The sequence below is a fragment of the Sphingomonas sp. QA11 genome (assembly GCF_028473665.1).
GTDB lineage: Bacteria > Pseudomonadota > Alphaproteobacteria > Sphingomonadales > Sphingomonadaceae > Sphingomonas > Sphingomonas phytovorans.
Map to the genome: position 1 here is coordinate 428,927 of NZ_CP098774.1, position 20,672 is coordinate 449,598.

General features: G+C 66.5%; 17 protein-coding genes. 9 read left to right on the forward strand and 8 right to left on the reverse strand.

Translation table 11 applies throughout. The features are described from left to right. Positions 1 to 8 precede the first annotated feature (8 nt). From NDN01_RS02075 to NDN01_RS02085, 3 genes are all read right to left on the reverse strand, one after another. On the reverse strand, positions 9 to 311 hold the full coding sequence (locus NDN01_RS02075; protein WP_272625482.1) for a hypothetical protein: 303 nt from the start codon (positions 309 to 311) through the stop codon (positions 9 to 11). Positions 312 to 313: 2 nt separating this feature from the next. Further along, positions 314 to 1,891 carry a L,D-transpeptidase family protein gene (locus tag NDN01_RS02080; protein WP_272625483.1) on the reverse strand — a complete coding sequence of 526 codons (1,578 nt, stop codon included), beginning with the start codon at positions 1,889 to 1,891 and terminating at the stop codon, positions 314 to 316. 81 nt (positions 1,892 to 1,972) lie between these two features. Further along, positions 1,973 to 2,737, reverse strand: a complete 765-nt coding sequence (locus tag NDN01_RS02085; RefSeq protein WP_272625484.1) for an energy transducer TonB — start codon at positions 2,735 to 2,737, stop codon at positions 1,973 to 1,975. A gap of 148 nt (positions 2,738 to 2,885) precedes the next feature. Here NDN01_RS02085 and NDN01_RS02090 point away from each other — a divergent pair, with 148 nt between their 5' ends. The 4 genes from NDN01_RS02090 to NDN01_RS02105 all read left to right on the forward strand — a co-directional run bounded on the left by NDN01_RS02090 (position 2,886) and on the right by NDN01_RS02105 (position 10,506). After that, positions 2,886 to 5,258, forward strand: a complete 2,373-nt coding sequence (locus tag NDN01_RS02090) for an HAD family hydrolase (protein ID WP_272625485.1) — start codon at positions 2,886 to 2,888, stop codon at positions 5,256 to 5,258. Between the two features lie 122 nt (positions 5,259 to 5,380). Further along, complete coding sequence (locus tag NDN01_RS02095; protein WP_272625486.1) at positions 5,381 to 7,957, forward strand: TonB-dependent receptor; 2,577 nt, start codon at positions 5,381 to 5,383, stop codon at positions 7,955 to 7,957. A gap of 77 nt (positions 7,958 to 8,034) precedes the next feature. Beyond that, positions 8,035 to 8,571 carry a superoxide dismutase family protein gene (locus NDN01_RS02100; RefSeq protein WP_272625487.1) on the forward strand — a complete coding sequence of 179 codons (537 nt, stop codon included), beginning with the start codon at positions 8,035 to 8,037 and terminating at the stop codon, positions 8,569 to 8,571. 108 nt (positions 8,572 to 8,679) lie between these two features. After that, positions 8,680 to 10,506 (forward strand): DUF885 domain-containing protein, encoded by a 1,827-nt coding sequence (locus tag NDN01_RS02105; RefSeq protein ID WP_272625488.1) that lies wholly within the window; start codon positions 8,680 to 8,682, stop codon positions 10,504 to 10,506. Between the two features lie 30 nt (positions 10,507 to 10,536). On the opposite strand, the gene NDN01_RS02110 is transcribed toward NDN01_RS02105, so the two are convergent. Next, positions 10,537 to 12,096: a spinster family MFS transporter gene (locus tag NDN01_RS02110; RefSeq protein ID WP_272625489.1), complete on the reverse strand. Its 1,560-nt coding sequence runs from the start codon at positions 12,094 to 12,096 to the stop codon at positions 10,537 to 10,539. A gap of 67 nt (positions 12,097 to 12,163) precedes the next feature. After that, positions 12,164 to 12,706 (reverse strand): RNA 2',3'-cyclic phosphodiesterase, encoded by a 543-nt coding sequence (thpR, locus tag NDN01_RS02115; RefSeq protein WP_272625490.1) that lies wholly within the window; start codon positions 12,704 to 12,706, stop codon positions 12,164 to 12,166. 169 nt (positions 12,707 to 12,875) lie between these two features. On the opposite strand from thpR, the gene NDN01_RS02120 reads away from it, so the two are divergent. The 4 genes from NDN01_RS02120 (at position 12,876) to NDN01_RS02135 (ending at position 15,790) form a co-directional block, all read left to right on the forward strand. Beyond that, a complete protein-coding gene (locus NDN01_RS02120) occupies positions 12,876 to 13,619 on the forward strand; it encodes a Bax inhibitor-1/YccA family protein (RefSeq protein ID WP_272625491.1) in 744 nt (247 codons plus the stop codon). 169 nt (positions 13,620 to 13,788) lie between these two features. After that, a complete protein-coding gene (locus NDN01_RS02125) occupies positions 13,789 to 14,571 on the forward strand; it encodes a transglutaminase-like domain-containing protein (RefSeq protein ID WP_272625492.1) in 783 nt (260 codons plus the stop codon). A gap of 83 nt (positions 14,572 to 14,654) precedes the next feature. Further along, the gene (locus NDN01_RS02130) at positions 14,655 to 14,963 is read left to right on the forward strand and encodes a hypothetical protein (RefSeq protein ID WP_272625493.1); all 309 of its coding nucleotides are present in this window, start codon (positions 14,655 to 14,657) and stop codon (positions 14,961 to 14,963) included. A gap of 287 nt (positions 14,964 to 15,250) precedes the next feature. Then, entirely contained in the window at positions 15,251 to 15,790 is a 540-nt protein-coding gene (locus NDN01_RS02135) for a hypothetical protein (RefSeq protein WP_443025188.1), read from the forward strand. Between the two features lie 37 nt (positions 15,791 to 15,827). On the opposite strand, the gene NDN01_RS02140 is transcribed toward NDN01_RS02135, so the two are convergent. Together NDN01_RS02140 and NDN01_RS02145 are read right to left on the reverse strand one after the other, a co-directional pair. Next, on the reverse strand, positions 15,828 to 16,550 hold the full coding sequence (locus tag NDN01_RS02140) for an extensin-like domain-containing protein (protein ID WP_272625495.1): 723 nt from the start codon (positions 16,548 to 16,550) through the stop codon (positions 15,828 to 15,830). A 20-nt stretch (positions 16,551 to 16,570) separates the two neighbouring features. After that, positions 16,571 to 17,326 (reverse strand): NUDIX hydrolase, encoded by a 756-nt coding sequence (locus NDN01_RS02145; protein ID WP_272628457.1) that lies wholly within the window; start codon positions 17,324 to 17,326, stop codon positions 16,571 to 16,573. A gap of 256 nt (positions 17,327 to 17,582) precedes the next feature. Here NDN01_RS02145 and NDN01_RS02150 point away from each other — a divergent pair, with 256 nt between their 5' ends. Further along, on the forward strand, positions 17,583 to 19,826 hold the full coding sequence (locus tag NDN01_RS02150) for a transferrin receptor-like dimerization domain-containing protein (protein ID WP_272625496.1): 2,244 nt from the start codon (positions 17,583 to 17,585) through the stop codon (positions 19,824 to 19,826). A gap of 65 nt (positions 19,827 to 19,891) precedes the next feature. Here the strand turns inward: NDN01_RS02150 and NDN01_RS02155 are convergent, their stop codons facing one another. Then, a complete protein-coding gene (locus NDN01_RS02155; RefSeq protein ID WP_272625497.1) occupies positions 19,892 to 20,509 on the reverse strand; it encodes a TetR/AcrR family transcriptional regulator in 618 nt (205 codons plus the stop codon). Positions 20,510 to 20,672 lie beyond the last annotated feature (163 nt).

The following is a 20,672-nucleotide window of genomic DNA, read 5'->3' on the forward strand; positions in this document are numbered from 1 at the left end:
CGGTGCGATTACGGCGCTGTCGTGTTGCCCCCCGCCTCGTCGCGGCGGACCCGCGCGGTCATGCCGGTCGCATCGGCATCGTCCTGGGTCTGTGCGTCGGGATCGGGCGGCGTCTCGCGTGGCTCGACCGCGGCGGCGTTGGCGGTTTCCGGCACCGGCTTCTCTTCCGGAACGACCAGGTTCACCGGCTCGACCTCGTTGACGGCATTCTCGACCGGGGCGGGTTGCTCCGGTGCCGATTTCTCGCAACCCCCAAGCGCCGCCAGCGCCAATATCCCCGCCGCGGTTGCCGCGATCTTGCCCCGGTTCATTCTCATGATTTCGTCAGCTCCTCGAGTTCAGGCAGGACCAGCCGGCCGGATGACCGCGCTTCGATCTTGGCGGCTAGGGTCTTGTCCCAGCCATAAGGATCGGCACGGAAGTTCATCTGGCCGCTCGCGCTGGCGAACGCCGTCCAGTAAAGCAAATAGACCTCGACCGGATTGGTCAAGGTCACCCGCAACGTCTTGCCCTTTTCCACCTGTGCCGCGATCGCCTCGGGCGGCCAGTCCGGATTGGCCTTCAGCAGCAGCGCGGCGAGTTCGGCGGGCTTCTCCAGCCGCACGCAGCCATGGCTGGCGAGCCGGCTGAAGCTGGCGAACTTCGCGCGCGACGGCGTGTCGTGCAGATAGACGGCATAGGCATTGTTGAAGTCGAACTTGAACCGGCCGAGCGCGCTCTGGTCGCCGGCCGCCTGCTGAAGGCGGGTGCCGTCGATCACCTTGAAACCGTTGCGCTTGAAATAGCCGGGGCTCTTCTTCTCCTTCGGCCACAATTCCTTGGTCGCGATCGAGGTCGGCACGTTCCAGGGCGGATTGATCACGATGCTGTTGATGGTCGAGGACAGCATCGGTGTCTCGTCGCCCGGCCGGCCGGTGACGGCGCGCATCGACATCACCGGGGTGTCGCCGTCGAACACGGTCAGCACGGCGGCGGCGATGTTGACCTGGATCCGGTCGCGCGGAAGCTCCTGCGGCAGCCAGCGCCAGCGCTCCAGGTTCGCCATGATCTGGTGGACCCGGTCGATCGCCGGCACGTTGAGCGCGGCGAGCGTCTGGGTTGAGACCACGCCGGCCGGGTTCAGGCCATAGCGGCGCTGGGCACGCTGCACGCCGGCGACGAGCGCGGCGTCGAAGGTGTCGCCGGTGGCGACGACGTCCTTGTCCTCCACCGCCAGTCGCTGGCGCAGCGCAAGGACGCGCGGGCCCTTCGCGCCGAGGGTGAGATCGGGGCCAGCGGGAACCGGCTGCCAGCCACCCGCCGCCTCGATCGCGCGGTAATTGGCCAGGCCCTTCAGCAGGCCGTCATAGCCGGCATAGGGTGGCGGGAGATTAGCGATCCACGATGCCAGCCGGTCGCGCCGCACCGCATCGGTCAAGCCGGGCAGAGGATCGTAAGGCGGGGGGCGGAGGCCCCAATCCTTGTCGAAATCGGCGGTATCGAGCCGCCCGGCATGGACTGCACGGGCATGGTCGAGCACGGCGCGGACAAGGGCTTCCCCGTCGAGCCGCGTGGGCGAGGTCGTGGGCGCCGAGCGCAGGCCCTGTGCCATCGCATTCGCATCAAGCATGGCGCGGAGCTGGTCGGCCTGCGCGGGCGTGAGGAGCGGAAGGGGAAGCTGCGGTGCTGCTGGTTGTACCTGCGGCGGTGGGACGGTGCGGATAACGGGTGGCGGGGTAACTGTCTGGCCAGCCTGCACCGGAGCGGCGAGCAGGGCGGGTACGATCGCCAGGGCAGTGAAGCACCGCGCGAAACCGTGCCTCTCGCCCCCGTGTCCGTAGCCCCCGGGCCCGAAACCCTTGCCGAATTCTTGAGCCATCATCTTCCTGTCGTTCGTGGCGATCCGGGCCATGTGGCACGCCGCTGATCGCCCTAGTATGAATGGAATAGGGATTTCCAGTGCATGCCGCCACCCACCGCTCCCACCCACCGCTCAAGGCGCGGGACTGGCGGTTGGTTCCGGCCGGTCGTCGATAAGCCAGCTATGATTCTCGATGATGATCGAAGACACCGGCTTGCCGCCCTCGTCCTTCGATGGCTTGAAGCGGAAGCGCTCGCGGATCAGGCGGCAGGTGGTCTCGTCCAGTTCGGCATTGCCGCTAGATGTCGTCACGGTGCATTCGGTGACGCGCCCGGTCTCCGCGACGACGTAGCGCACCGAGACGGTGCCCTGGATCAGCGCCTCCTTCGCGGCGCGCGGATAGTCCGAATCCTTGATTCGACCGCGAATCCAGCGCGGTGGTGTTTCGGCGCCGCCGTCCCCGTCGCCATCGCCCGAGCGGCCGCTACCGGTGCCGTTCCCAACCCCACCCGCGCCGGTGCCCGGGCCGGGGACCGGGGCTGCGCCGGTGGAGGCCTGGTTGCCGGTGGCGGGTTTGAGTGCCGCGACGACCGGCGGCGGGACAACCGGTTGAACGATGGGAACGGGGGCAACGATCTCGGTTGCCTTGGACCGCAGGTTCGCCGGCGATGCGGCGCCTTCCCGTCTGACGCTCTTGATAGGGTGGGGCCTGGTCTTCTCCGGCGGCGGTGGCGGTGGTGGAGGCAGCACGCCGAACAGGGTAAGCGGGTTTTCGACTGTGCCTCGCGACTTTACCGCCAGGCCCATGACCAGTGCATAGACAAGCAGGCCCTGCAACGCCGCTGCGCCCAGCGCGGCCTTGATCCGATCACCTGGGTTCGATTGTAGATAAGTCATGCTCGCCCGCGGATTCCCATGCGGCGACAACGATCCGGACCACGAAAAGGCTGAACGGGTGCAGCGTTTCTCTTGAGCGCAAGGTTAACGGCTTGATAACCAAACATCGCGATATCCGGTTGGACATGATCGGCCACGGATTATCGAGATGAACACCGCGCGCGCGCACGAACTCCCGACCCTGCTCGATCGCGCGCCCGCGGGGCTGCGATATCTGTCGCTCGACTGCTTCGATACGCTCCTGTGGCGCGACACCTGCGCGCCGGTGGATGTGTTCGCCGATCTCGGCCTGGACGGCGGCGCGATCCAGCCGCGGCGGCGGGCAGAGTCGGCGGCGCGGCGCGCGGCGCATCTCGATACGGGGCGGAACGAGGTCTCGATCGAGGCGATTCATCAGCGCCTGCATCCGCATGATGCGGAGGCGGCGGCGGCATCGACGGCGGCTGAGCTTGAGGCGGAGGCGCGGCATTGCTTCGGCTTCGCGCCGGTGGTGGCGCTGATGGAGGACGCGAAGGCGAGGGGCCTCGGCGTCATCATCGTCAGCGACACCTATCTCGGCGAGGCGCAGCTTCGCGCGCTGATCGGCGCGGCGGCGGGGGAGAATGTCCTCGGCCTGATCGACCATGTCTTCTGTTCGTCGGATCATGGCATGGGCAAGGGGCAGGGCCTGTTCGGGCCGGTGCTGAAGAAGCTCGGGTGCCAGCCCGGGCAGATCCTCCATGTCGGCGACAATCAGCATGCCGATCTGACGGCGCCGGCCGCCTTGGGGATCAACGCGGTGCATTTCGTTCAGTTCGACGAGGAGGCGGGGCATCGGCTTCGTCTCGAGGCAGCAGTCGCCTCGGTGCTCGATCCGCGTATCCGCGCCTCGTTGCCGGCGTGGCAGCCGCATCGTCCGGCCGTGTCGCTGCGCACTGACGACGAACCGGCATTTGCGCTTGGGCACGATGTGCTCGGGCCGCTGTTCGCCGCTTATGCCGAGTGGCTGCAGGGTGAGGTAGCTGCGCTGGCCGAAAAGACGGGGCGCAAGACTCATCTGCTGTTCCTGCTGCGCGACGGGCATCTGCCCTCGCGTGTTCATGCCGCGCTGCATGGCGAGGATGCGGGGAAGGCGATCGAGATCAGCCGAATGACCGCGATGCGCGCCAGCTTCCGCGACGAGGCCGCAATCCGGAACCATCTGTCCCGCGTACCGGCGGGGTCGGAGGCGCGCGCGATCGCGAAGCAGTTCCTGTTCAACGCGGATGAGATCGCGAAGATCGCGCCCGACATGGCCGGCAATGCCGGGGCCTTTGCCCGCATGGTCCTCCAGCCGGCCAATATCGCCAAGATCGTCACGCGATCCGCGCGCTTCGCCGAACGGTTGATCGCGCATCTCGAACGCGCCGGGGTCGCACGCGGCGACGCGGTGGTGTTCGCTGACCTGGGGTATAATGGCAGCGCGCAGAATCTGGTCGAGCCGGTGCTACGCGACCGAATGGATCTGCATGTCGCGGGCCGTTATCTGGTATTGCGCGAGGATTCGCCGAGCGGGCTCGACAAGGCCGGCTATTTCGATACGCGAAGCACCGATTTTCGCGTGCTCGACGCGATCTGCGGGCCGATTTCCGTGCTTGAGCAACTCTGTACCAAGGCCCAGGGGTCGGTTGTCGACTACAAGGCGAACGGCGAACCGGTTCGCGCCACGGAGAGCATCAAGACGCGACAGAGCGCCACGCGCGATACCGTCCAGGCGGCCTGCCTTTCCTATGCCGAGGGCATGCGCGGTCGTGGCCCTGTCTCCCGCGCGGACAGTACAGAGGCGCGGCGGATCGCGGCGACCGGACTGCTCGGACGGCTGCTGTTCCTGCCTTCGCACGCGGAGCTTGGCGTGATCCAGGCGTTCGAGCACGACTTCAATTGCGGCAGCAAGCAACAGGTGAAGATGATCGATCCGGCGGCGTCGCAGGCAGATCTGCGCCGGCGCGGCCTGCTCTACACCGGTTCAGCCGATCGCATGTTCCTGCCCGGCGAGTTCCGCAAGCACGGCCTGCCGCTGAACCTGTCCTTCCTCGTCACCAGCCGCTTCGGACTAGATTTCAAGGGCGCCGACTTCAGGGGAGAGCCGGTCATGCTTCCCGTCATCCTGATGGATCAGCGCGGCCAGGCGATCATCGAGGTCGAGGCCTGGGCGACTCATGATGGCTATTATGCCGCGAGCGTGCCGGTCGGCCGGGCGGTCTATTCGGCGGCGATAAGCTGGGGACAACTCTACGAGTATGTCGAGCTCGAGGAGATGAGCTTCCACCGCGTCGCCGAGTTCGCTGAAGCGAGCCCGGGTGATCACCAGCCGATCCCGGCGACGATCATCCCGGATGCGATGGAGGGCGTGGGCGGCAGCCTCTACCGGTGCCAGTCGCCGAACGCCTTTACCCTGATGCCGCCACCGGCCGGGACCGGCGACGACCTGATGCTGCTGAGCGTCGTCTTCCGCCCGATCGTTCGCCGCGATGCGGCGTTGGCCATTCGCGCGGTCGCCTGAGACGGAAAGCCCTTTCAGGCTTCAATTCTTTTGCGCTGCAATATAATCGTCACTGCGCTGCAACGGAGGCGACGCGGTCGCCACCTACTCGCCCCATAACAACCAAAAACAAGGGGCTCCTTATGACGATCCGCTCGACGATTCTCGCGCTCACCTGCCTTCCGGCACTGGCGATCGCCTCGGCCGCGCACGCCCAGAACGCGCCGGAAGCGACGGCGATGGTCCAGGAAGCGCCAGCCGAGGGCGACATCGTCGTGACCGCGCAGCTCCGCAGCCAGAATGCGACCGAGGTGCCGATGGCGCTGACCGCCTATTCCGGCCGCTTCCTCGACGATCTAGGCATCACCGATTTCGAGAAGCTGTCGCGTTACGTCCCCGGATTCGTCGTGCAGAACCAGTCGCCCAACAACCCCGGCTTCGTGATCCGTGGCATTACCTCGGACAGTGGCTCGGCGTTCAACGAACCGCGCGTCTCGGTCTTTCAGGACGGCGTCTCCATCTCCAAGTCACGCGGTTCCTATGTTGAGCTGTTCGATCTGGAACGGGTTGAGGTGGCGAAGGGGCCGCAATCGACGTTGTATGGCCGCGGCGCGCTGATCGGGGCGGTCAACATCGTCCAGGCCAAGGCTGACCCGAGCGAGCGATATGGCTATTTCCGCGCCAATTACGGTAATTTCCATGCCTATCAGGTCGATCTGACGGCCAATGCGCCGATCACCGACACTCTCGCGATCCGCATCGCTGGCCGTTCGAAGAAGCGCGACGGCTATGTCGACAATCTGCTCGCCAAGGGCAACGATCAGGATTTCAACTCGGTCGATACCCAGGCGATCCGCGGCTTGCTGCGCTGGGCGCCGGGCAAGCTGACGATCGACCTGATCGGCAATTATCAGGAGGATCACGCCAACGGCACGCCGTTCAAATCGATCGCCTACAACCCGACCGATCCGGTGACGGGCGCGGTGATTGGCGATCGCGGGCGCAATTCGGGCGCGGCGCTGGCGCCGCAGCCTGGCTTCGAGAACAGCGCGCCGCTCGGCCTGAATCGCCGGGTGTGGGGGGCGACCGGCATCGCCAACTACAAGATCGACGATCACTGGTCGCTGAATGCCCTCGGCTCCTATCGCCGCTTCGACTCGCTCGAAGTGTTCGACGCCGACGGCATCTCGCTGCCAGCGCTGACCGCTGCGGAGGATGCGCGCGGCAACCAGACGATGGGTACGCTGCGCCTGTCCTACACGTCGGACCGCCTGACCGCGTTTTTCGGCGGTACCTATTTTCATGAGGATGGGCTGCAGCGCACGCCGGCCTCGTTCGACGAGCGCGTGGCGCTCGCCCGGGTGGCCTCCGCGCTCAACGGCTTCATCCCTGGCCGTCCGGCAACCGATCCGGCGCCGCTGAGCTGGATCGGCAACCCCGCCTTCACTTCGCAACTGATCCAGGGCGTGGCCGCCGCGAGGGGCATCTCGCTCGGGTCGACGCCGGCGCTGGCCGCGGCGACCGCGCTGGGGATCGCGAGGAACCTCAAGGCGAACCATCTCGAAAGCTCGACCAACTATGCGCGGACCAACGCGGTCGACCTGTTCGCCGACGCGACGTTCCATCTCACCGACCGGCTCGAGCTGGGGGCCGGCATCCGCTACAGCCATGACGACAAGTCGACCGGGATCACCGCCGCAGTGCTCAATGGCCGGTCGATCCTGGGCGGCTTCATCGGCGCGCTCAGTCTGCCGGCTGGTGCGCAACGCGACGCGCTGATCGGCGCGCTGGCGCTGCCGGGCGCGGTGCTCAATACCTTGCCCGCGAGCGCCGTGCCGTTCTTCGGCATCGGGCTTCAGCCAACGGCCGGCAATGGCACGCGGTTCGATCAGGGTCTGAAGGATTCCGGTTTCACCTGGCGCGCGACCGCTCGCTACGAGGCGAGCGCCGACGCCAGCGTCTACGCCACCTATGCCCGAGGCCGCCGGCCCCAGGTGCTGAGCGTGTCGACGCCGGGTGCGCCCTATGGCGCGCCGAGCTTCAAGGTGCTGCCGTCGGAGACCGTCGACAGCTATGAAGTGGGCGTGAAGACTGCCTTGCTCGACCGCAAGCTGTTCGCTGACGGATCGGTGTTCCTGTATAATTACAGCAACTTCCAGACCCTTGAGCAGATCGGCACGCAGTTCGTGACGACGAATGCCGGCAAGGCGCGCAGCTATGGCTTCGAGGGCCAGTTCCGCTACGTCCCGTCGGACTCGCTGATGCTGTTCGCGACCTATGCCTATAATCACGGCCGGTTCACCGAAGGCGTGCGGGACGGCAATCATTTCCGCCTGTCGCCCGATAACGCCGCCTCTGCCGGCTTTACGCTGAAGCAGCCGGTCGGCCCGGTGAAGATCGATTTCACCCCGAGCGTAACCTGGCAGTCGAGCATCTTCTTCGATGACGACAACGATCTGCCGGCACTGCAGCAGGGCAATCTGATCCCGGATACGGTGCAGGACGAATTCCAGAAGGGCTATGCGCTGGTCGATGCGCGGTTCGGCGTTGAATCAGCCAATGGCATCTGGCGGCTCGAGGCGTTCGTGACGAACCTGTTCGACCGCAAATATATCAAGGATGCCGGCAATACCGGGGACGCGCTGGGCCTGCCGACCTTCATCGGCGGCGAGCCCCGCTTCTACGGCCTGTCGCTGACCGTGCGGAGCCGCGCCCGCTAAGCCTCAACCAGCAGTTGCGCGGAACCGCGCCGCGCCGTAGCGGTTGGATGGGGCGGGACGCCAACGGGAGAAATTAGATGCGGATCATGACGATCGGGACGGCGGCTGCGCTTGTGCTCGGGCTTTCGGCGTGCGGCAAATCGCATGCCGAAGTCGGGGCACCAGTCGCCGATGGTGCGGTGGCGACCGCAAGCCTGCGCACCGCGGACGGCACCGACGCCGGCCGGGTCACCGCGCATGAAGTCGTGGGCGGCCTGCGCTTCACCATCGATGCCAAAGGCCTGCCGCCGGGCACGCACGGCGCGCATGTGCATATGACCGGCACCTGCACGCCGCCGGACTTCGCCAGCGCGGGCGGGCACTGGAACCCGACCGGGATGAAGCATGGTTCGATGAACCCCGCGGGCCCGCATGAGGGGGACCTGCCCAATCTCATCGTTGGCACCGACGGGCGTGGCACGCTCGGCATCACCGTTCCGGGCGCGACGATGGCGGGGCTGCTCGACGCTGACGGGTCGGCGATCGTGGTGCATGCCGCCCCGGACGACCTGATGACCGATCCTTCGGGCAACAGCGGCGCGCGGATCGCGTGCGGGGTGTTCGCGGCGGGCTAGGCGCTGCCGGCATGTCGCGCTGGAGGCGGGCGCGGGTGGCGACGGTGTCGCTTGTCGTTCAGGACGGACATTCCTAGGCTCCGACATCATCGGACAATAGGAAATGTCATGTACCTGAAGATCGCCCTCGCTGCCCTGCTCGCCTCCACCGCGGCGGTGCCTGCCTATTCCCAGGCCCTGGCGCCGCCGGTGCCGCTCCCGGGCGACAGTGCCGAGGACATGAAGCTCAAGCGCCTGTTCTACGACAGCGACGAGGCGGGTCTGAAGCGCGACCCGATCTCCGCGATATTCCGGGGCGATCTTCGCTATGCGGATCAGTTCGGCGATTACCTGTCCGACGCCCATATCGCCGCCGAACGCGCCGCCAATGAAGGCAACCTGCGCAATCTGGCGACAATCGACCGCGCGAAGCTGACCGCGGTGGATCAGGTGGCCTATGACGTGTTCCGCAACCAGACCGAGATCGCCCTGCGCGGACTGAGCCAGGATATCGTGGCGCTGACGATCGTTCGGCCGCTCGATCATTTCTTCGGCTTCCAGACCTTCTATCCGGATTTCGCCTCCGGCCAGGGGGCTGCGCCGTTCAAGACGCTGGCGGATTACGAGAACAACCTGAAGCGCAATGCAGGCTATGCGCGCCTTCTCGACGAGGCGATCGTCCGGTTTCGGGAGGGCATGAAGGCGGGGATCGTCCAGCCCAAGCTGGTCGTGCGGAACATGATCGGCCAGTTCGACAATCTGATCGCCGAGCAGGGCGAGGCATCGACTTTCTATGGCCCCGTGAAGAAGTTTCCGGAGGGAATCTCTCCCGCCGATCAGGCACGGCTCAGGGCGGCATATGCGGCGCAGATCAGCGACGTGATCGTGCCGGCCGAGAAGCGGATGCGCGATTTCCTGGCCAATAGCTATCTGGCCGCGGCGCGGGACAGCGTCGGGCTGTCGGGCATGCCGGGCGGGGACAAGCTCTATGCCTATCTGATCGAATCCAACACGACGCTGCCGCTCGGGGCGGAAGAGGTGCACAAGCTCGGCCTGTCGGAGGTCGCGCGCATCCTGAAGGCGATGGAGGTCCAGAAGAATGCCGTCGGCTTCAAGGGCACGCTGGCGGACTTCTTCACCTTCCTGCGCACCGACAAGAGGTTCGTGCCTGAATCCGCCGCGCAGTTGCGCGATGGCTATACCGCGATCGGCGCACGTATCCAGAAGCGCATCGGCGAGCAATTCTCCCTGCTGCCCAAGACCGCGCTGGAGATCCGCCCGGTCCCGGCCTACAAGGAAAAGACCGATGCCGGCGGGTCCTACCAGGGCGGTACGCCGGACGGGTCGCGGCCGGGCGTCTTCTATTACAATACCTACGATCTTCCCTCGCGCTACATGTGGGAGATGGAGACTCTGTTCCTGCACGAGGCAGTGCCGGGGCATCATTTCCAGATCAGTCTCGCCCAGGAAAACGCAGCGCTTCCCGCGTTCATGCGGTTCGGCGGGAATACCGCCTATAGCGAGGGGTGGGGCCTCTATGCCGAGACGCTGTGGCCCGAACTCGGCGTCGAGACCGACCCGTATCAGCGGATGGGCGGCCTGAACGACGAGATGCTGCGCGCGATGCGGCTGGTGGTCGATACGGGCATTCACGCCAAGGGTTGGACCCGCGACCAGTCGATCGACTATATGCTCGCCAACTCGCCGATGGCCCGTACCGACGCGACGGCCGAGGTGGAACGCTACATCGCGATTCCCGGGCAGGCGCTGGCCTACAAGATCGGGCAGCTGACCATCTCCGGCGCCAAGGCGAAGGCAAAGGCGGCACTGGGCGCCAAATTCGATCCGCGCGGCTTCCACGCGGAGGTGCTCGACACGGGCGCGTTGCCGATGCCCGTGCTGGAGAAGAAGATCGACCGCTGGATCGCGGCGGGAGGACCGGTGGCGGCGCGCTGAGGACGCCGCCGCCGCGGCCGCGGGGCAGGATCAGATCGCTTCGCCTGCCTCGCGTGCCCAGGTCTCGCGGCTGGCCTCGGCCTTGGGAACCAGCCGGTAGGCGGCGATGCCGGCGGCCAGCGTGACGGGCATGGTCAGCAACAGCGAAAGCACGCCGACCGACAGGCTGCCGGTCAGCGTGGAGACGCGCCCCGCCAGATAGGGGCCCATCGCCAGGCCGAGCAGCGTCGTGCCGATGAAGAACGTCCCCGTCGCCGTCCCGCGCATGCGCGGCAGCACCAGATCCTGCATCGTCGCCGCCGAGGCGCCGAGAGCCGAGGCGGCGCAGATCTGGGCGACGGGGAGCATCGCGTAATAAAGCCACAGATCATGGGTGGTGAAGGCGACCCAGACCGCCGGCAGCGGCGCGACCGCCCCGAAGATGACGACCATCACGCGCCCGTTGGCGAAGCTGCGCCGGAGCCGGTCGGCGACGATGCCGCCGATCGTGACGCCGATGAAGCCGCCCGCCGCGCCGAACCCGCCGATCAGCAGTCCGGCGGTCGCGGGCGAGGCGCCCAGGTCGCGCAACGCGTGGGGTGCTGCCCAGAAGCTTACCGCATAGGAGAGGAAGGCGTTGAGGCCATAGGCGACGACGATGCAGAGGAAGGCGGGGTTCCCGACGATCAGGCGGAAGGTCGGCGGATCGCGCCGCTTCAGCGCACAGGCCCAGGAGAAGACGGCATAGACGCCGATCCCGATCGCAACCCATTGCGGCCAGGGCTCGCCGACCGCGATCAGCCCGCTGACGCAACCGATCACGGCCGCCAGGCCGATCAGGTTGACGATGAAGGCGCGGACGCCGCCTTGTGCAGCACCGATCAGGGTCAGCGGCGGCAAGATGGTGAGGAGCTCTTCGAGGAACTCGCGGAACGGGGCGGGGTGGGGGGGCGGCTCGGCCAGCCCTTCGGATGCGCCGCGCTTCGGTTCGCGCAGCGTCGCGATCCACAGGGCGACGACAAGCCCCGGAATGCCCACGATCAGGAATGCCGCCTGCCAGCCGTGCAGGCCGAGCGGCCCGCCCTCGGGCCATGCCTTGTTCCAGCGCTGGACGATGAGCCCGCCAATGCCGAGCGACAGCCCGCCGCCGACATAAAGGCCGGAGGAATAGATCGCGAGCGCGGTCGCGCGCAGGCGCTTCGGGAAATAGTCGGAGATCAGCGAATAGGCCGAGGGGCTGGCGGTGGCCTCGCCGACACCGACGCCGATCCGCGCTGCCGCCAGCATCCCGCCGCTTCGCGCGAAGCCGGACAGGGCGGTCATGCCCGACCAGAGTGCTAGGCCGATCGTCATCAGCCGGACTCGGTTCCAGTTGTCCGCCAGGCGGCCGAGCGGGATACCGAACAGCGAATAGAACACGCCGAACGCGGTGCCGTAGAGGAAGCCGAGATCCTCGTCCTTGAGCCCCAGGTCGCGCTTGATGTCCTCGGCCAGGATGGAGATGATCTGCCGGTCGACGAAATTGAGGATGTAGACCAGGAACAGGATGCCGAGGACGTACCAGGCATAGGCTGGCGTGCGCGACGACGCGCCGGTGGGCGTGGTGGCCATGATCCTCCCCATCTGTTTCTGCTGGTGAGGCTAGCAGAGCGTGGAGGATACGGAAGCGGATTCGCGTTCAGTCGAGCCGCCAGCGCTCCACGACGTCATATCGCGCGCCTTCGCCGCCGAGATGGCTTTCGAACAGGGTCATATGCTCGATCGTGAAGGGCTGGCTGGCCAAGCCGCCATGGGTCGCCCGCCACCGCTCGATCTCAAGCCCGAAGCCCGCGCCGCGGCTGATCCGGGCGAGCGTAACGTGCGGCAGATAGGCACGTCCCTCCGGTGCCAGGCCGAGGCGGACGAGTGCGTGATCGACCTTCCGGTGAAGCGCGGCGAGCGCGTCGTGCGGGGCGACGCCGGCCCAGAGCGCATCGACGCGTCCCTTTTTGTCGAAAGCGCCGACACCTGACAGCGCCACCTCGACCGGCGGCGCATGGACATGGCCCAGCGCCAGCACGATATCCTCGGCCATGCGGCCGTCGACCGGGCCGATGTAGCGGACGGTCAGGTGAAGCTGGTCGTCATCCTGCCAGCGTGCCTGGGGCACGCCGTCCATCGTCGCGGCAAGGGCGGCGCGGACCGTGGGGGGCGGGCGCAGGGCGACGAACAGGCGGTGCATGAGCGCGATTCTACCGCGCCTGTCGTCATTGTCATCTCCAGCGCCGGTTTTTGTAATAAAGTGTTGCTGGCCCCTAAGGCACACCCGCCGGATTGTCTTGAAAACCCCTCTGATAAGAGCGATATTCCGGTCATCCGGCATGATGCCGGGTCAAAGGAGCTTTTTCGAAATGGCTAATTGGTCCGACCCCCAATCTGGCGCGACATCGTTCGCGACGGCAACGGGCGCACGCACCGAGGCGTTTGACGCGGGTCTGCGCCGCTACATGCTGTCGGTCTATAATTACATGTTCTCGGGGATCCTGCTGACGGGTATCGTCGCGATGGCCTTCTCCTGGGGCGGCGCGACCTCGCCGGCCGCGCAGATCATGTTCGGCGGCGGCCTGCTGAAATACGTCATTATGCTCGCACCGCTGGCCTTCGTGTTCGGCATGAGCTTCGGCGGCGGGCGGATGTCCGCCGGCACGTTGCAGGCGATGTTCTGGGGCTTCGCGGTGGCGATGGGCCTGTCGCTGTCGACGATCTTCCTCGTCTATACCGGCACTTCGATCGCTCAGTCGTTCTTCGCGACGGCGGCGGCGTTCGGCGGTCTCAGCCTTTACGGCTATACGACCAAGCGTGACCTGTCGGCGTTTGGCACCTTCCTGATCATGGGCCTTGTCGGCCTGATCGTGGCGAGCCTGCTGAACCTGTTCTTCCAGTCGGGTGCGTTCGCGCTGGTGATCAGCATCGTCGGCGTGCTGCTGTTCGCTGGCCTGACCGCCTATGACACGCAGCGTACCAAGAGCATGTATGCCCAGGTCGCCGGCACCAGCGCCGAGCAGCATGTCGTGATCATGTCGGCGCTGAGCCTGTATCTCGACTTCATCAACATGTTCATGTTCATCCTGCGTCTGTTCGGCAACCGGAACTAAGGCGGGCCGGAACCAGAACGCGGCTTGATCGCTCAAACGAGAGGCCCGGCGGGGAAACCTGCCGGGCCTTTTGCTATGCGTAAATCGGTCGTTCTTCCGCCACTCTCACTCCTCCGCCCCTTCGGGGCTCCCACCCTCTCCTGGAAGGAGAGGGGATTTAGGAACCGCCATGCGCCTCGCGATCGACGTGATGCTCGATTACTGGATCGAAGGCTCCGCGGACGTGCTGCTGCTGGTCGAGGCGGCGGCGATGGCCGATCAGCGGCTGGAGCAGCAGGATCTGAGCATCTATTGCAATGAGCCGTTGCGCGCCGTGCGCGGCGAGGAAGGGATCGGCCAGCGGACCTGGGCGCGGGGTGACGGCGCCTTCCGTGTCGAATATCGGGCGGTGGTGGCGATCGACCGGGGCGTCGCCGATCTGGCCGCGCTGGCGCCGACCCCGGCGCGAATGCTGCCGGCGGTGACCATCCCCTATCTGCTGCCCAGCCGATATTGCGAGTCCGACAAGTTCGAAGGATTTGTCGAGCAGGAGTTTGCCGGGCTCGAAGGCGGCGCGCTTGCCGCGGCGATGGGTGACTGGGTGCGCGCGCATCTGACTTATGCGTCGGGAAGCAGCAGCGGCGTAACGACAGCGCTGATGACCTTTGCCGATCGCCGCGGCGTGTGTCGCGACTATGCCCATCTGCTGGTCGCGCTGGCACGGGCGGGCGGAATCCCGGCGCGGTGCGTGTCGGCCTATGCGCCGGGCGTCGACCCGCCTGATTTCCACGCCGTCGCTGAGCTGTGGCTGGCAGGGGCGTGGCATCTGGTGGACGCAACGGGCATGGCGTCGTGCAGCGATCTCGCCCGGGTGGCGGTAGGGCGCGACGCGACTGACATCGCGTTCATGACGGTCTTCGGCCGGGCGATGATGAACCAGCAGCGCGTGGTGGTTCGCCGGATCGACGGCTGATCCCGGCGTCGCCGGATCACGTGCGCAGGAACGCATCCGGCGCGTCGCTCGTTCTTCCCTCGTAACAGCCCAGGAGAGTGGCGATGACCGAGGACCGGACGACAATCGATCAGAAGACGCCCGACAGCCGGGACGTGGCTGCAGGCGATCCGGAGGAGAATCAGGCGATCCATCACCCCCGGCAGGAAGCCGGGCAGGATGCCTCTATCGCCGCCCGGCTCGAACGCGATCCTGAAAGCAAGGAGGCCCGGCTCGACGCTGCACTCGACGAATCGATGGATGCGTCAGACCCGCCTTCCTCGACTCAGCCGGTGCACAATCACGCGCCGGCGGCATCCTCAGGCTATGACGCCGATGAAGAGGCGCGCCTGAAGAAAGAGAAGGCGGGCTGAGGCCTTCAGCGCCTGAACCCGTCTCAGGAATATTACCGACCATCACCGCCCCTGTCCGCGTCCGCGGGGAGGGGCGGTTTCAGTGATATGTTGCGCAACTATCGCACTTGTCCGCACTTTTCGGTCCGCAGCACACCGTTCGTCGCAACCTTTGTTGCATCGCAGCAGGAACTGTGATTCGATGCTTAACGCCGGACGACGGCGCGTTAAGGACACTGTTAACCATCCTGGCGCATCATCGGCACCGGTTCCACGATTGCGGGTGGGGTGACGATATGGGTGCCAAGATGAAACCGGCGAATGGCGCGATGACGCTGGCCGAGATGAAGGAATTCGCGAGTTTCAGCTCCTCGACCCAGCGCTATATCCGGCGCTCGCTCGACATCGGTCTCGACCGCGACGACGCAATGAGCCGCTGGTCGCGCGACGTGGTGGAGGCCGCCAGCATCCGCGCCCAGGCCCGCCTCTATGCCCGCCTTCCCGATATTCGTGCGATCATCCCCGACGATAGCGGCCTCGACTCGGTCGAGCCCTTCCTGGCGCCGCTGATGACGGTGACGGCATTCGATCTGGGGCAGGGACGGCTCACCACTTTCTCGGCCTATCGCTTCCTCTACGAGCGCCTGATCGGCGCCGAGGTGCGGCCGTGGCTGCCCGCTGCTTTCTGCTCGGCGGCGGCGCTGCCGCACCTCCATCCCGACTTGCGCCGCAAATTGCTCCAGTCGATCAGCGAGGCGGCCGCAACCGCGTCGGGCTGGTCGAATCGTCAGCCGGCCTTCTTCCCGAAATGGGTTGAAAAGGTCGAGGCACCCGCGCTCCCGCATTGATCACCTGCTTCCCCTCCCTTGACGGGAGGGGCGGCATTCACCGGCATGCCCGCCACCCGAATTCGCCACGCGCTGCCTGGTCGAGGTGCAGATGGTCGCGATGCGCTGCATTATAGTCGGGCGACAGCGTGGTTGAGAACAGGCGGCACGCGCCGTTGCGGGTCTCGTGGAGGAACGTCGCTTCGGGCCCGTCGCCTTTCCAGTCAGCCGCCATGGTGATGCGCTTGCCGTTCGCCAGGCGGAACCCCGCGATATCGATCGCGTCGGCGGTGGCGTGCTCGCTCCACGCCGTACTGCCGCCGATGCGACGACAATTATAGCTGCCGAAATGCTCGATCGTCGCGACCGGGCTGCCGAGCAACCGGCGCGCGGCGGGCTGGATCACGTTCCACTCCCACACTGACAGGGCCGCCGCCACCGGGCACGCGGTGCCGAGATCGGCCGGCGAATAGGCGGCGCGCCGGGATCCGCCCGAATCGAAGCGTACGCCGTCGGCATAGCCGCACCGGCCGGCCTTTACCTCGGCCAGCGCCGTGTAGCGCACTCCCGCCCTGTCGAGCAGCGCCCGGCATCTGGGGAAATCGCCGGTCAGTCCGGCGAGTTTGCGTCCGGTCGTCATGCCGATCGGCTGGCTCAGGTCGAGTGGTGTCCAGGGCAGGTCCTGTGGCCGGCCGCGCAACGCGGCGAACAGCAGCAATGCGGTCGCCAGCATGATCGCGGCGATTGTCATGCCGCCGACGAGCCCCCGTACCGTCCGCATTGCCGCCCGCATCGGGGCCCTCAACCTCTGAGGGCGCTCGTGATCGGTTCCGCGGTGACTGGATAGCCGAGATCGTCGGGGATGCGGAGGTGCGGCACGTCGCCGATCTGGTCTTCCCACGGCGTGACCGGACGGATCGGGTAGCGTGCCGCGTCGGCCGCCGCCTCATCGAAGCTCGCGAAGCGGGCGAGGCGTTCGAGGTTGCGGCGCGTCGGGAAGATAATCCGTGCGCGGCCGGCATCGGCATCGTCGAGCACCGCCTGCGCCGTCGCCCAGAAGACGCGGACATTCTCGGTATCGTCGACCACCGGTTCGGATACGTCCTTAGGCATGCGTGCGAGATAGAAGCGCGTGTCGAAGATGCGCATATGCGCATGTGCCGGCAACCAGCGGGCAAAGGGGACCAGCGGTGCGGGGTCAAGTGCCAGCCCGGCGTCGCGCAGCGCCTCGCCGAACGAGATGCCGGCGTGCAACGCCGCGCGGAGAGCAGCGAGGGCATCGGCATCCGGCCCGGGATTCAGGCCGACCGGAACACCCACCTCCTCGACCGTCTCGCGGATCGCGGCGATACGCGCGGCCATGTCCTCAGGGACGCCGGGCAGTGTCAGCGCAAGCGCATGATCGCCCGGGTCGACCCGGCCGCCGGGGAACACCAGCGCGCCGCCAGCGAACACCATCGCCTTGGAGCGTTCCACCATCAACAGTTCGGGCGCGCCTGGCCCTTCGCGGAACAGGACGAGCGTGGCGGCGGGGATGGCGGGCGGCGCGTCGGGCATGGGGCTGGTGTAGGCATGCCTGGCGCAGCTTACCAGTGCGGCCATGAACGGCCTTGCGGGGCGCGCGCGAACCCGACTTGCCGGGAATGCATGACGTGGCGCAGTCGGAGCGCCGGATCACGGTGCCTCGACATGCCCTCACGGTACGGCGACGATCGTCAGGCGAGATATCGGTACGGGCTCGCGCTTCACCGTTGCATCGCGGTGCCGGCGTGGCATGCTGCGCCAACACACAGGTCGCAGGGGGATTCTCTATATGGCGAAGCTCGGATTTCTGATGGCGGGCGCGTGCGCCCTGGTGCTGGCGCAGGCGGGGCTCGCGGCACCGGCGGACCAGAAGGCCAAGGAGGCGGCGTTCGACGCGGGTGTGAGCTCGCAGGACCAGATGGACTGGCTCAAGACAATGTCTTCCGCACCCAATCATGTCGGGTCGCCGCACGACAAGGCCAATGCCGAGTTCACCCTGGCGAAGTTCAGGGAATGGGGCTGGGATGCGAAGATCGAGACCTTCCAGGTGCTCTATCCGACGCCGATCTCGACCGTTGTCGAGATGGTCGCGCCCGAGAAGATCGTGCTCGGCGGGCAGGAGCCGGCGGTGCCGGGCGACGACACCTCGGCCAACCTCGCCGGCGCGCTCCCACCTTATGTCGCCTTCCAGGGCGACGGCGACGTCACCGGCGACCTGGTCTATGTGAACTACGGTCTGCCCGACGATTACAAGGCGCTCGCGCGGCGCGGGATCGACGTGAAGGGCAAGATCGTCATCGCCCGGTACGGTGCCGGCTGGCGCGGCTTGAAGCCCAAGCTGGCGCAGGAACATGGCGCGATCGGCTGCATCATCTATTCCGATCCGCAACAGGACGGCTATGGCGACGGCGACGTCTATCCCAAGGGGGGCGCCCGTCCCGATTTCGGCGTGCAGCGCGGCTCGGTCGCTGACATGACCGTCTATCCCGGCGACCCGCTGACCCCGGGCATCGGCTCCACCGCGAATGCCAAGCGGATCGATCGCAAGGATGCGGTGACCATCCTGAAGATTCCGGTGCTGCCCATGTCCTATGGCGACGCGAGCAAGCTGCTGTCGCGTCTCGGCGGGCCGCTGGTGGCCAATGGCGCGCAGGGCGCCTTGCCGATCGCCTATCACACTGGGGGCGACGGCAAGGTGCAGGTGCATCTCGCGGTCAAGTCCGACTGGTCGCAGAAGACCATCTATGATGTGATCGCGACGTTGAAGGGGTCGCAATATCCTGACCAGTGGGTGGTGCGCGGCAACCATCATGACGGCTGGGTGTTCGGTGCGTCCGATCCGCTGTCGGGCAATGTCGCCATGCTGTCCGAAGCGAAGGCGCTGGGCGGCCTGTGGAAGCAGGGTTGGAGGCCGAAACGGACGATCGTCTATGCAAGCTGGGATGCCGAGGAGCCGATGCTGCTCGGCTCGACCGAATGGGCTGAAACCCATGCGGCCGAACTCAAGGCCAAGGCGGTCCTCTATATCAACACCGATGGCAATGGCCGCGGCTTCCTGGGCGCCGAGGGCAGCCATGATTTCCAGCATCTGGTGAATTCGGTCGCTGCCGACGTGACGGACCCGCAGACCGGCGTCAGCGTCGCGGAGCGGGCCAGGGCAGGGCTGCGCGCCCGGGCGTATGACAAGATCGGCCGGGTCGACGATGCCGCGCTGGCGGCGGCGGAAAAAGGCGGCGACGTGCCGATGGGCGCGCTTGGGTCGGGATCCGACTATTCGGCCTATCTGCAGCATCTCGGCCTGCCGGCGCTCAATATCGGGTTCGGTGGCGAGGAGGAAAGCGGCGGCGTCTATCACTCGATCTATGACAGCTACCACCATTTCACGACCTTCGACGATCCCGGCCTGAAATATGGCGCGGCGCTGTCCAAGACGGTTGGGCGGCTGGTGCTGCGTGTCGCCGACGCCGACACCCCGCCGCAGCGCTTCGGCGATTTCGCCGATACCGTCTCGACCTATCTGGGCGAGGTGAAGAAACTTGCCGAGGATCGCAGGACCGAGGATCGCAAGCGCGAGAAGCTGCTGGCTGACGGTGCTTTCCGCATCGCGAGCGATCCGCTCAAGCCGGTCGCGCCGGTGGCGGCTGAAGCGAACACCCCGCATATCGAACTGGCGGCGCTTGAGGATGCGGTCGATCGGCTGAAGGCCGCCGCGAGTGCCTATGACAGCGCCTATGCCGACAAGGGGGGCAAGCTCGATCAGGCGCGGCGCGTGAAGCTCAATGCGCAGCTTCGCGATATCGACCAGCTCCTGCTCGACGAGCGCGGCCTGCCGGGCCGGCCTTGGTACAAGCACATGATCTACGCGCCGGGCCGCTTCACCGGCTATGGTGCGAAGACGCTGCCGGGCGTGCGCGAGGCGATCGAGGAGCGGCGTTTCGACGACGCCAATATCTATGCCGGGCGGACTGCCAAGGTGCTTGAGGCCTATGCGCTGCGGCTCGAAGCAGCGAAGGCGACGATCGAGGGCAAATAAAGGGCATTGGGAGAGGTGGTTTCGCGCAGCGGGACCACCTCTCCCCGCTCGACAAGCACAGCTGGCTATGCCCGGCCGACAGCCGCTCCGGTCGCCCCGCCGGCCGCGAGCGCCTCGCGTACCCGGGCGAGCGCAGCCGCCTGCGGATCCTGTTCGCCGAGCAGCGCGAAGGTGCCGTTGAGCGCGAACTCGCAATGGCCATGGACCAGTGCGACCAGCGATCGGGCAAGGGCGGGGGCCTCGCCGCGCCGGTCCTGGGGCAGGACATGGGCGATCTCAGCCTCGACGATCCCGGTCAGCCCGCTGCGCAGCCGGCGATAGCCCTCGGGCATTTCGGTACCCGGCGGCTGGCGATGATCGTAGATCGCCATCCACAGATTGGGATTGCGCTCGGCGAAGTCGAAATAGCCGGCGACCAGCGCCGCGATCCGGTCGTCGCCGGCTACCGCCAGCTTCTCGCGCAGCCAGGCCGCCCACAGCACGAAGGTGCGGCTGTTGATCGCCAGCAGCAGCGCGTCGAGGCTGCCGAACACATTGTAGATCGTGCCGATCGAATAGCCGATCCGCTTCGCCACCTCGCGTGCCGAGAAGCGCGCATAGCCGGTTTCCGCCAGCAGCCCGTGACCTTCGGCGAGGATCAGCTCCTCCAGCTCCTCGCGCGAATGATCCGATCTGCGGCCCATGGAAGAGGGATTAGGGTTAAAATTGAACAGTGTCTAATTTATTTATTGAACAGCGCTCAATTTAATGGCATCTCCCCATCGTCCGGCGAGTCGCCGGGATTTGAACGGCTGGTCCCGGATCGGTGCAGACATGCCTTGGTGAAGGCGCGTCGGTCCGCCATGA

Bases quoted from the DNA above. Each gene is read 5' to 3' on its own strand.
- NDN01_RS02075 (WP_272625482.1), bottom strand. From the start codon at position 311: ATGAACCGGGGCAAGATCGCGGCAACCGCGGCGGGGATATTGGCGCTG.
- NDN01_RS02080 (WP_272625483.1), bottom strand. From the start codon at position 1,891: ATGGCCCGGATCGCCACGAACGACAGGAAGATGATGGCTCAAGAATTC.
- NDN01_RS02085 (WP_272625484.1), bottom strand. From the start codon at position 2,737: ATGACTTATCTACAATCGAACCCAGGTGATCGGATCAAGGCCGCGCTG.
- NDN01_RS02090 (WP_272625485.1), top strand. From the start codon at position 2,886: ATGAACACCGCGCGCGCGCACGAACTCCCGACCCTGCTCGATCGCGCG.
- NDN01_RS02095 (WP_272625486.1), top strand. From the start codon at position 5,381: ATGACGATCCGCTCGACGATTCTCGCGCTCACCTGCCTTCCGGCACTG.
- NDN01_RS02100 (WP_272625487.1), top strand. From the start codon at position 8,035: ATGCGGATCATGACGATCGGGACGGCGGCTGCGCTTGTGCTCGGGCTT.
- NDN01_RS02105 (WP_272625488.1), top strand. From the start codon at position 8,680: ATGTACCTGAAGATCGCCCTCGCTGCCCTGCTCGCCTCCACCGCGGCG.
- NDN01_RS02110 (WP_272625489.1), bottom strand. From the start codon at position 12,096: ATGGCCACCACGCCCACCGGCGCGTCGTCGCGCACGCCAGCCTATGCC.
- thpR (WP_272625490.1), bottom strand. From the start codon at position 12,706: ATGCACCGCCTGTTCGTCGCCCTGCGCCCGCCCCCCACGGTCCGCGCC.
- NDN01_RS02120 (WP_272625491.1), top strand. From the start codon at position 12,876: ATGGCTAATTGGTCCGACCCCCAATCTGGCGCGACATCGTTCGCGACG.
- NDN01_RS02125 (WP_272625492.1), top strand. From the start codon at position 13,789: ATGCGCCTCGCGATCGACGTGATGCTCGATTACTGGATCGAAGGCTCC.
- NDN01_RS02130 (WP_272625493.1), top strand. From the start codon at position 14,655: ATGACCGAGGACCGGACGACAATCGATCAGAAGACGCCCGACAGCCGG.
- NDN01_RS02135 (WP_443025188.1), top strand. From the start codon at position 15,251: ATGAAACCGGCGAATGGCGCGATGACGCTGGCCGAGATGAAGGAATTC.
- NDN01_RS02140 (WP_272625495.1), bottom strand. From the start codon at position 16,550: ATGCGGACGGTACGGGGGCTCGTCGGCGGCATGACAATCGCCGCGATC.
- NDN01_RS02145 (WP_272628457.1), bottom strand. From the start codon at position 17,326: ATGCCCGACGCGCCGCCCGCCATCCCCGCCGCCACGCTCGTCCTGTTC.
- NDN01_RS02150 (WP_272625496.1), top strand. From the start codon at position 17,583: ATGGCGAAGCTCGGATTTCTGATGGCGGGCGCGTGCGCCCTGGTGCTG.
- NDN01_RS02155 (WP_272625497.1), bottom strand. From the start codon at position 20,509: ATGGGCCGCAGATCGGATCATTCGCGCGAGGAGCTGGAGGAGCTGATC.